Origin of the sequence: Bacillus sp. JJ1503 (assembly GCF_036965125.1) — a bacterium.
GTDB lineage: Bacteria > Bacillota > Bacilli > Bacillales > Cytobacillaceae > Cytobacillus.
The window spans coordinates 1-10,260 of the sequence record NZ_JBALOZ010000017.1 but is presented as its reverse complement, the minus strand read 5'-3'; the positions used below and the strand labels follow the sequence as shown (position 1 = coordinate 10,260).

Annotated in this window: 8 protein-coding genes and 1 other RNA gene; 8 read left to right on the top strand and 1 reads right to left on the bottom strand. The window is 41.1% G+C overall.

From position 1 onward, the window contains the following. Positions 1-205 precede the first annotated feature (205 nt). The 3 genes from tpiA to eno are packed head-to-tail and all read left to right on the top strand — an operon-like array spanning position 206 to position 3,822. Complete coding sequence (tpiA, locus tag V7149_RS02240) at positions 206-955, top strand: triose-phosphate isomerase (protein WP_335344038.1); 750 nt, start codon at positions 206-208, stop codon at positions 953-955. Then, complete coding sequence (gpmI, locus tag V7149_RS02235) at positions 948-2,483, top strand: 2,3-bisphosphoglycerate-independent phosphoglycerate mutase (protein WP_335344037.1); 1,536 nt, start codon at positions 948-950, stop codon at positions 2,481-2,483. The genes tpiA and gpmI overlap by 8 nt, the downstream gene beginning before the upstream one ends. Positions 2,484-2,526: 43 nt before the next feature. Further along, a complete protein-coding gene (eno, locus tag V7149_RS02230; protein ID WP_335344036.1) occupies positions 2,527-3,822 on the top strand; it encodes a phosphopyruvate hydratase in 1,296 nt (431 codons plus the stop codon). Between the two features lie 141 nt (positions 3,823-3,963). Here the strand turns inward: eno and V7149_RS02225 are convergent, their stop codons facing one another. Further along, positions 3,964-4,932, bottom strand: coding sequence for a nuclease-related domain-containing protein (locus V7149_RS02225; protein WP_335344035.1), 969 nt, complete (start codon positions 4,930-4,932; stop codon positions 3,964-3,966). A gap of 163 nt (positions 4,933-5,095) precedes the next feature. Here V7149_RS02225 and secG point away from each other — a divergent pair, with 163 nt between their 5' ends. The 5 genes from secG to ssrA all read left to right on the top strand — a co-directional run bounded on the left by secG (position 5,096) and on the right by ssrA (position 9,799). Then, on the top strand, positions 5,096-5,329 hold the full coding sequence (secG, locus tag V7149_RS02220; protein WP_335344034.1) for a preprotein translocase subunit SecG: 234 nt from the start codon (positions 5,096-5,098) through the stop codon (positions 5,327-5,329). A 195-nt stretch (positions 5,330-5,524) separates the two neighbouring features. Further along, positions 5,525-6,271: an alpha/beta hydrolase gene (locus V7149_RS02215; protein ID WP_335344033.1), complete on the top strand. Its 747-nt coding sequence runs from the start codon at positions 5,525-5,527 to the stop codon at positions 6,269-6,271. A 33-nt stretch (positions 6,272-6,304) separates the two neighbouring features. Beyond that, positions 6,305-8,641 (top strand): ribonuclease R, encoded by a 2,337-nt coding sequence (rnr, locus tag V7149_RS02210; protein WP_335344032.1) that lies wholly within the window; start codon positions 6,305-6,307, stop codon positions 8,639-8,641. Between the two features lie 175 nt (positions 8,642-8,816). Continuing rightward, complete coding sequence (smpB, locus tag V7149_RS02205; RefSeq protein WP_335344031.1) at positions 8,817-9,284, top strand: SsrA-binding protein SmpB; 468 nt, start codon at positions 8,817-8,819, stop codon at positions 9,282-9,284. Between the two features lie 156 nt (positions 9,285-9,440). Beyond that, positions 9,441-9,799: a transfer-messenger RNA gene (ssrA, locus tag V7149_RS02200) on the top strand. Positions 9,800-10,260 lie beyond the last annotated feature (461 nt).

Genomic DNA, 10,260 nt, shown 5'->3' with positions numbered 1-10,260 from the left:
TTCATAACGCCCTTCGACATGAAAAAAGCGTGAGGAAGGTAGTTAAGGAGCATTCATAACGCCTTTCGACAAGAAAAAAGCGTGAGGAAGGTAGTTAAGGAGCCCTTCATAACACCCTTCGACAGGAAATATCCGTATCAAAGGCAGTCATAATGCCCCCGAACGGTGAACCCTAAATTTTTTTATCAAAAAAGGATGTGCCAGCATGCGTAAACCAATTATTGCAGGAAACTGGAAAATGCATAAAACCCTTTCAGAGGCGAAAGCATTTTTTGAAGAAATCGATGGCTCGATTCCGGACCAAGATAAGGTTGAAACAGTAGTTTGTGCACCTGCTCTATTTTTGGAGGCATTAGTAGGCTATGGTGTAGGCATAGGTGCTCAAAATATGCATTTTGAGGAAAGCGGTGCTTTTACAGGAGAAATCAGTCCTGCAGCACTTGAGGATATCGGCGTCACGTATGTCATTCTCGGTCATTCGGAGCGCCGTGAAATGTTTAATGAAACTGATGAGGCTGTCAATAAAAAGACTTTGGCTGCGTTCAAATACAATCTAACGCCAATCGTCTGTGTTGGTGAAACACTGGAACAGCGTGAGAACGGGGAGACAATGGCGTTTGTTGGTTCCCAGGTTGAAAATGCATTAAAGGGTTTGTCTGAAGAACAAGTCAAACAAACAGTGATTGCCTATGAGCCAATTTGGGCGATTGGTACGGGGAAATCCTCAACAGCAGAGGATGCAAATGAAGTATGTGCCCATATTCGCCAAGTAGTGAGAGATCAATTTTCACAGGCTGCTGCTGAAGCGTTACGCATTCAATATGGGGGCAGTGTGAAGCCCGCTAATATTAAAGAATATATGGCTCAACCAGATATTGATGGGGCTTTAGTAGGCGGAGCAAGTCTTGAGGCGCAATCCTTCCTGCAATTATTGGAGGCAGGGAAGTATGAGTAAATCCCCGGTAGCTTTAATTATTCTTGATGGATTCGGCTTAAGGGCAGAGCATAAAGGAAATGCCGTTTATCAGGCGAAGAAGCCGAATTTTGAACGGTTCTGGAATACATACCCGCATTCCACGTTAACGGCATCCGGAGAAGCGGTTGGTCTGCCTGAAGGACAAATGGGCAATTCAGAAGTGGGTCATCTAAATATTGGAGCCGGCCGGATTGTGTATCAAAGCTTAACTCGAGTCAACGTGGCCATTCGCGAAGGCAAATTCGATAAAAATGAAACATTCTTAAAAGCGATGGACCATGTGAAAAAGAATGGCACCAACTTACATATTATGGGTTTGTTGTCGGATGGAGGCGTCCATAGTCATATCAGTCATCTGTATGCACTCCTGCATCTTGCCGCAGAAGAAGGCGTAAAGAACGTCTTTGTTCATGGTTTTTTGGATGGACGTGACGTTGGCCCGCAAACAGCAGGAGGCTACATAAAAGCAGCAGAAGAAAAAATGAAGGAATACGGTGTTGGAAAATTTGCTACCATTTCTGGCCGGTATTACTCCATGGACCGGGATAAGCGCTGGGAGCGGGTTGAAAAATCCTATCGCTCCATGGTATACGGTGAGGGTCCAACATATTCTAAGGCGGTCGATTTGGTGGAGGATAATTATAGTCATGGGATTTTTGACGAATTCGTCCTTCCATCTGTCATAACGCAAGAAAATGGAGAGCCTGTTGCAACGATTCAAGATAATGACGCGGTTATTTTCTATAATTTCCGTCCGGACCGGGCGATCCAAATTTCGAACACCTTTACGAATAAGGATTTCCGTTCATTTGATCGGGGGACAAAGCATCCGGAGAATCTTTTCTTCGTATGTTTGACTCATTTTAGTGAAACTGTAGACGGATATGTAGCATTTGAGCCGAACAACTTAGATAACACGCTAGGAGAGATTATTTCTCAGAATGGCTTAAAGCAGCTGCGAATTGCAGAAACGGAAAAGTATCCTCATGTGACGTTTTTTATGAGCGGCGGTCGTGAGGCGGAATTCCCTGGTGAAGAGAGAATCTTGATTAATTCGCCAAAGGTTGCAACATATGACTTAAAACCCGAAATGAGCGCTTATGAAGTAACAGATGCCTTATTGAAGGAAATTGAAGCGGATAAGTTTGATGCGATTATCTTAAACTTTGCCAATGCCGATATGGTCGGTCACTCCGGTATGCTCGAGCCAACGATTAAGGCTGTAGAAACGGTTGATGAATGTTTAGGAAAAGTTGTGGATTCCATTATTGCAAAAGGCGGAAAAGCGATTATTACAGCCGATCATGGAAATGCAGATGAAGTGGTAACACTTGATGGCCACCCGATGACCGCCCATACGACCAATCCTGTGCCTGTTATTGTGACGGCAGCTGGAATTGAGCTGCGTGATGGCGGAATCCTTGGTGATCTGGCGCCAACTATGCTTGATTTGCTAGGGCTGGAGAAACCAGCTGAGATGACTGGAAAGACGCTTGTGAAAAAATAAATTTTTTACTACTAAAAAAAAGATTTTAAAGGAGAGAAAAGATATGCCATATATCCAACATGTTTACGCTCGTGAAGTATTAGATTCCCGCGGTAATCCAACTGTAGAGGTAGAAGTCATTACAGAGTCTGGTTTCTTTGGCCGTGCCATTGTTCCATCTGGTGCATCAACAGGTGAATACGAAGCAGTTGAGCTTCGTGACGGTGACAAATCCCGTTACCTTGGAAAAGGTGTTCAAAAAGCGGTTAATAACGTAAATAATATTATTGAAGAAGCGCTTATCGGCATGGATGTGACGGATCAGGTTGGCATTGACCGCACGATGATCGAATTAGACGGTACTGAAAATAAAGGCAAGCTTGGCGCGAATGCTATTTTGGGCGTATCTATGGCTGCAGCACACGCGGCTGCTGAGTCTGTGGGTCTTCCTTTATATCGCTATCTTGGCGGCTTCAATGCAAAGCAGCTTCCGACACCAATGATGAACATTATTAACGGAGGATCACACGCTGATAACAACGTAGATTTCCAAGAATTCATGATTATGCCTGTTGGAGCGCCTACTTTTAAGGAAGCAATCCGCATGGGTACTGAGGTTTTCCATGAATTGAAGAAGGTTCTTTCAGGTAAAGGCCTTAACACGGCTGTTGGGGATGAAGGCGGTTTTGCACCGAACCTTGGCTCAAACCGTGAAGCTTTAGAAGTGATTATCGAAGCAATCCGCAACGCTGGATACGAAGCTGGGAAAGATATTTACTTAGCAATGGATGTAGCTTCTTCTGAATTCTACAATAAAGAAACAGGCAAATACGATTTAGCTGGCGAAGGCCGCACAGGCTTAACTTCTCAAGATATGGTGAGCTTCTATGAGGAGTTAGTTAATGAGTTCCCAATTATCTCCATTGAAGACGGTTTAGATGAAAATGACTGGGAAGGTCATAAACTGTTAACAGAGCGCATTGGCGGGAAGGTTCAGCTAGTTGGAGATGACCTTTTTGTAACAAATACGAAGAAGCTTGCTCAAGGAATTGAGCAGGGTGTCGGCAACTCCATTCTAATTAAAGTGAACCAAATCGGTACATTAACAGAAACGTTTGAAGCGATTGAAATGGCGAAACGTGCAGGTTACACAGCCGTTGTTTCCCACCGTTCAGGCGAAACAGAAGATGCCACAATTGCTGACATCGCTGTAGCAACAAACGCTGGCCAAATCAAAACAGGTTCTATGTCACGTACGGATCGTATTGCAAAATACAACCAGCTACTTCGCATCGAAGACGAGCTTGGCGATTTAGCAGTATATGATGGATTGAAGAGTTTTTATAATTTGAAGAAGTAATATGGATGGGGTGACTGCTGGGGCAGTCACCTTTTTATATGTGAATTGACCGATATATTTGATAAACTGACCGATATATCAAAAAAGTGACCGATATAATAGTGAAGTCGACCGATATATCATTAAAACTGACCGATATCTCTATCTAATAAGGATGTCAAGGTGATAGATACGGCCTTTATTTAAACCAGAATGAGGTAAATTCATAGAAAATAGTAACTTTTTTGTAATATCTGGAGAAGATAGTCTCAAAAACTCCCGAAATTGCTGATTTGTAATTGAAGAACCTATTAGAAGACAGTAATCTAATAAAGCTTGATAATGGGCTGCCTTATCTTTGAGCTTACATACGGGACAGAACCATGTTCCGTAAATACGTTTCATCGGAGAAGGCTTACATTTTGGGCATTGGACACCTGTTATCAGGGCGGATACAGAGATTTTGTATTTCTCCAATACATTGACCTTTTCAGGGGTGTGGCTAGTAACTAGAAGTTTGGCTATCCTTTTTATCTCCCGCTGCGTATATTTTTCTTCGGTAAATGATTTTTGCATTTTTTCAATACGATCCAATAATTCATGGGCATGTAAGACGACTTTAAAAGCAACATAATTCTTGGGATCTGTTTTAATGACGGTGGACGGGTTGCTAATCATAACTAAATATTTGATTGGAATTGAAATGTTACGCTGTTGTAGCCAATTTTTAAATTCTCTCTTTTGCCTTTCAGCTTGTGTAATGGGATCCAAAAATCCATCTTCATTGTCATTCATATATCGGATTAACTGCTTAAATTTGGAATCGAATAAGAGGGTGCCGCTAATATTCTTTGTTTCAAGGATGAGAGCAAATGTGGGGGATAGAATAAAGGTATCTATCTGGAAGTATTCGTGTCCGTTGGATAGGCGAAGATTTTTGACAATGGTGAATTCCTTGTCAGTAAGCTTATTAATGTAATAATCAGTAGCCACTTCACCGCGGAAGCCTGCTTTTCGCTTTGCTAAATCTTTTTCAATTAGTGGCCGCTTTTCAAAATTCGGTGGCAACCTATTCAATAATGCTTCACAAGCTAGAATTTTAAGGGGAATGGTTCTTTTTTTTACAATCAACATGTTCACTCCTTATTTAATATACATATATCTTCAATCTTAATATAAGAATTCCTCTTTTTTAAATTACCATTTGTAAATCCCGTGCCGTACTATTGTACATCTTACAAAAATATGATAAATTTAAAATATTGTAGTTGTGCGTTTTCGGGAGGTGGCCTTGATGCATACATTATTTATTGTTTTATTAGCGATTGTTTCTGTCGGACTTATACTTGTGGTGCTTCTTCAATCTGGTAAAAGTGCTGGTCTTTCAGGTGCAATTTCAGGAGGAGCGGAACAGCTTTTTGGGAAGCAAAAAGCACGCGGTCTTGATTTAATTCTACACCGCATCACAGTTGTTCTTTCTGTTTTATTCTTTATTCTGACTATTTTAGTTTCGTATTTCGCATTATAAAAAATTGCCTGGCCTTACGAAGGTCAGGTTTTTTTTCGTTTGTTAAAGATGGTTTTTATTGGATTGTAATCCNNGTTAAAAATATAGATAATCAAGTTAATCAAACGTTTGTTAATACGCCAAAAACCTTGTTAAAATCAATAATCGTACGCTTTTAATCAAACGTTTAATTAAGAAAAAAGGAGTCTTACATAGATGAAAATTGTAGCACCGAAGCCGTTTACCTTTGGAAATGGAAAACGCGCGGTATTGCTGTTGCATGGATTTACAGGGAACACAGCGGACATGAGAATGCTCGGACGTTTTCTTGAAGGGAAAGGGTATACCTGCCATGCGCCACTTTATAAAGGACACGGGGTTCCACCGGAGGAACTGATTTCTACGGGACCTGATGACTGGTGGAAAAATGTCATGGAAGGGTACGAGTTTTTGAAAAATAAAGGCCATCAGGAGATAGCTGTGTGCGGCTTGTCATTAGGCGGCGTATTTTCACTAAAATTGGGTTACACTGTACCTATAAAGGGAATTACTACGATGTGTGCGCCGATGTATATAAAAAGCGAAGAAGTGATGTATGAAGGAATTCTGCAATATGCCCGGGAATATAAAAGGCTGGAAGGAAAAACCGAAGAGATCATTGAGCAGGAAATGAATGAATTCCGCAAGACGCCAATGAAAACATTAAAGGCTCTGCAAAATCTGATCTCTGATGTCCGTCAGAATGTGGATACAGTTTATTCACCGACATTTGTTGTACAGGCACGGCATGATCACATGATTAATACAGACAGTGCCAATATTATTTATAACGCAGTTGAAACAGATTTAAAGCAGCTGAAATGGTACGAAGAATCTGGGCATGTCATTACGTTCGATAAAGAGAAAGATATGCTGCATGAGGACGTCTATCAGTTTTTAGAAAGACTTAATTGGGAAGAATAATAGAAACGAACCTCGAGAGGGAGGGAAAAGTAAATGGAAAATATTCAACAGATTATTGATAAGCTCCTTTATTATATGAAGGATGAGGCTTACAAACCTTTGACGGTGCAAGAAATGGAGGCGGCATTTGGAATTGAGGATTCATCCGATTTCAAGGACTTCGTCAAGGCATTAGTACAAATGGAAGAAAAAGGGCTTGTTGTAAGAACAAGAAGCAATCGTTACGGACTGCCGGAAAAAATGAATCTGATCCGCGGTAAGCTAACGGGTCATGCAAAGGGTTTTGCCTTCGTCATACCTGAAGAGCCAGGGATGGATGATATTTTTATTCCGCCAAATGAAACGAACAACGCGATGCATGGAGATATCGTCCTAGCACGAGTCAGCTCGGAAAGCTCAGGACAAAGAAGAGAAGGAACCATCGTCCGAATATTAGAACGTGGGATTCAGCAAATAGTTGGAACCTACACAGAGAGTAAGCATTTTGGTTTTGTTCTGCCTGATGATAAGAAGTTTACAAGCGATATTTTTATTCCGAAAAATGCATCCTTAGGGGCAGTGGAAGGTCATAAAGTGGTAGTGAAGCTGACTACTTACCCAGAAGGCAGGAAAAGTGCAGAAGGGGAAATCATTCAAATTCTCGGTCACAAAAATGATCCGGGTGTGGACATCCTGTCAATCATACATAAACACAATCTGCCAATGGCTTTTCCGGATGAAGTGATTGATCATGCAAATAGTACACCTGATACAATTGCGGAAAGCGATCTAGAAAACCGCCGCGATTTAAGAAATGAAACGATTGTGACGATTGATGGGGCTGATGCAAAGGATTTGGATGATGCCGTTACCGTGACAAAATTAGAAAATGGAAATTACAAGCTTGGCGTACATATAGCAGATGTTTCACATTATGTGACGGAAGATTCCCCTATTGACCGGGAAGCATCTGACCGGGGAACGAGTGTCTATCTAGTCGATCGGGTGATACCGATGATTCCTCACCGTCTGTCAAATGGCATTTGTTCATTGAATCCGCAGGTGGACAGATTGACCTTATCATGCGAAATGGAAATTACCTCGAGTGGAGAGGTTATATCACATGAAATCTTCCAGAGTGTGATTAAAACAACGGAGCGGATGACGTATTCGGATGTGAATAAAATTCTTGAGGATCAGGATGAGGAACTGCTGAAGCGTTACGATCCGCTAATCCCAATGTTTCAGCTTATGGGAGAGCTTGCTCAAATTTTACGAGAAAAGCGGATGAAGCGCGGTGCCATTGATTTTGATTTTAAAGAGGCAAAAGTAATTGTGGATGAAGAAGGAAAGCCAAATGATGTTGTTCTTCGTGAACGTTCTACAGCAGAAAGGCTAATTGAAGAGTTTATGCTTGCTGCCAATGAAACGGTGGCTGAGCATTTCCATTGGCTGGATGTTCCGTTCATCTATCGTATACACGAGGATCCGAAAGAGGATAAGCTAAGAAGATTTTTCGAGTTTATTACGAACTTTGGTTATTTAGTTAGAGGAACGGCCAATGCTGTACATCCGCGGGCATTACAGGAAATAATCGAAGAGGTGCAAGGAAAGCCGGAAGAAATGGTAGTTTCGACGGTGATGCTTCGCTCGATGCAGCAGGCTAAATATTATCCGGAAAGCCTGGGACACTTCGGGCTGTCAACGGAGTTTTATACGCATTTTACTTCACCGATTCGCCGTTACCCTGACTTAATTGTCCACCGGTTAATCCGAACGTATTTAATTCAAGGCAAGCTAGATGCAACGACAAGAGAAAAATGGAATGTCCTATTACCGGATATTGCCGAGCATACCTCCAATATGGAACGAAGAGCAGTTGACGCGGAGCGGGAAACAGACGAGCTGAAAAAAGCTGAATATATGGAAGATAAAATTGGCCAAGAATATGATGGAATTATTAGCTCTGTTACGAACTTTGGGATGTTTGTTGAGTTGCCGAATACGATTGAAGGTCTAATTCATGTTAGTTATATGACGGATGATTACTACCGTTATGATGAACGCCATCTAGCAATGATTGGTGAACGTACAGGCAATGTCTTCCGAATCGGGGATGAAATTACGGTTAGAGTGATTAAAGTAAATAAGGAAGAGCGTTCTATCGATTTTGAGATTGTTGGCATGAAGGGGACCCCTCGGAGAAGGGATTCCAAAGAATTACCGAAGATTATCCGAACTGGCAGCAGCGAGCGAAAGCCTCGTAAAGGGAAATCTGAACAAGGCCAAGGAAAAAATAATAATGGCAAAGATTCAGGAAAAAGTCCAAGAAAGAAAAAGAAGTTTTACGACAATGCCCCAAAAGCGAAGAGAAAGAGTAAAAAGCGTTAGTTTATAATATTAGAGGGCCTTTATCAATTTTAGGCTCTCTTTTTCAATCCACCTAGGCTCTTAATTGAGCGAGCCTTGGAAATTTGCTACAATGAGGTTATCGAAAAATTCCTTTCTGCTAGTTAGCCCCCAAAAGGTTTTGTTCTTGCAGAAGAGAATGTAAGGGGGAAATGTCATGCCAAAGGGCGCAGGAAAAATGATTGCCCAAAATAAAAAGGCTTATCATGATTTTGCAATAGAAGAAACCTATGAAGCTGGAATTGTCCTTCAGGGAACTGAAATCAAATCTATTCGTGCAGGCAAAGTTAACTTAAAAGATTCGTATGCCAGAATTGAAAAAGGAGAAGTTTTTCTCATTGGGATGCATATTAGCCCATACGAACAGGGAAACCGCTACAACCATGATCCATTGCGGACAAGAAAGCTGCTTCTTCACGGAAAAGAAATCAGCAAATTGATCGGCGACACGAAGGAAATTGGTTATTCAATTGTTCCATTAAAGCTATATTTGAAAAACGGCTTTGCGAAGGTGTTAATCGGCCTTGCAAAAGGTAAGAAGAAATACGATAAACGTGAAGATCTGAAAAAGAAAGAAGCGAAACGTGAAGTAGACCGTGCTTTCCGCGAAAGACAGAAGATGTAGGATTGTTTTACAAAAACTTACAATTGAAATTGTGGTTAGATGTGCTATAATAATAACTGTCACGAGGCAGTGACACATAACTTTAGCTCAGCTAAACTTGAGCATTCCGTTAGTTGTCAGCATGCAGAATAAGCTTCGGTGCAGACCTTTTATAATGGGGACGCTACGGATTCGACAGGGATAGTTCGAGCTTAGGTCGCGAGTCGAGGGGATCGGCCTCGTTAAAACGTCAAAGCCTATAACTGGCAAACAACAAAACAATTTCGCTTTAGCTGCTTAATAGCGCTTAGCGGTTCGCCCCTCCATCGCCCATGTGGTAGGGTAGCGGACTCACTCTAAGTGGGCTACGCCGGATCTCACCGTCTGAGGGAAAAGGAAGAGCACAACCAGACTAGCTGACCGGACGCCTGTCGATAGGCATAAGGATCAGCGAAGCGCGAATATATCGACTACACTCGTAGAAGCTTAAGTGCCGATGTTTCTGGACGAGGGTTCGACTCCCTCCGTCTCCACCAAATACATATTTGGTGGTTTTTTATTTGTCTTGTGACTTAAACCATAAAAGTGTCAAGGTGACATCCTTATGCTTTAAAAAGGAAGGTTACATTCTTATGCTTTAAAAACACAGTTGAGTATCATAAAACTACACTTTTTGATTCATTACTAATAGTATTCATTATTAAGTATTGTTAAAGGCCATCTTTTGATGGTCTTTTTTATTTGATGTATGACGAAAGATATTTTAGGAGGAAAAGAACTCGTTATAGGTGTAGTTATATAAAAAAGATTGATCATTTAAAATAAAATTCGATTATTTAAAATAAAGTTTGATTAAAAATCCTGTGTTGATAGGCAGGATTTTTTCTTATTCCACAATCGGGCCATTTTCTTGAATAAAGTTGGAAGGTTATGTGTTATAAATTTAAGTTGATCAAAAAAGGAAATTTATGGAGTTTGCAGAATTAGTTAACGAATA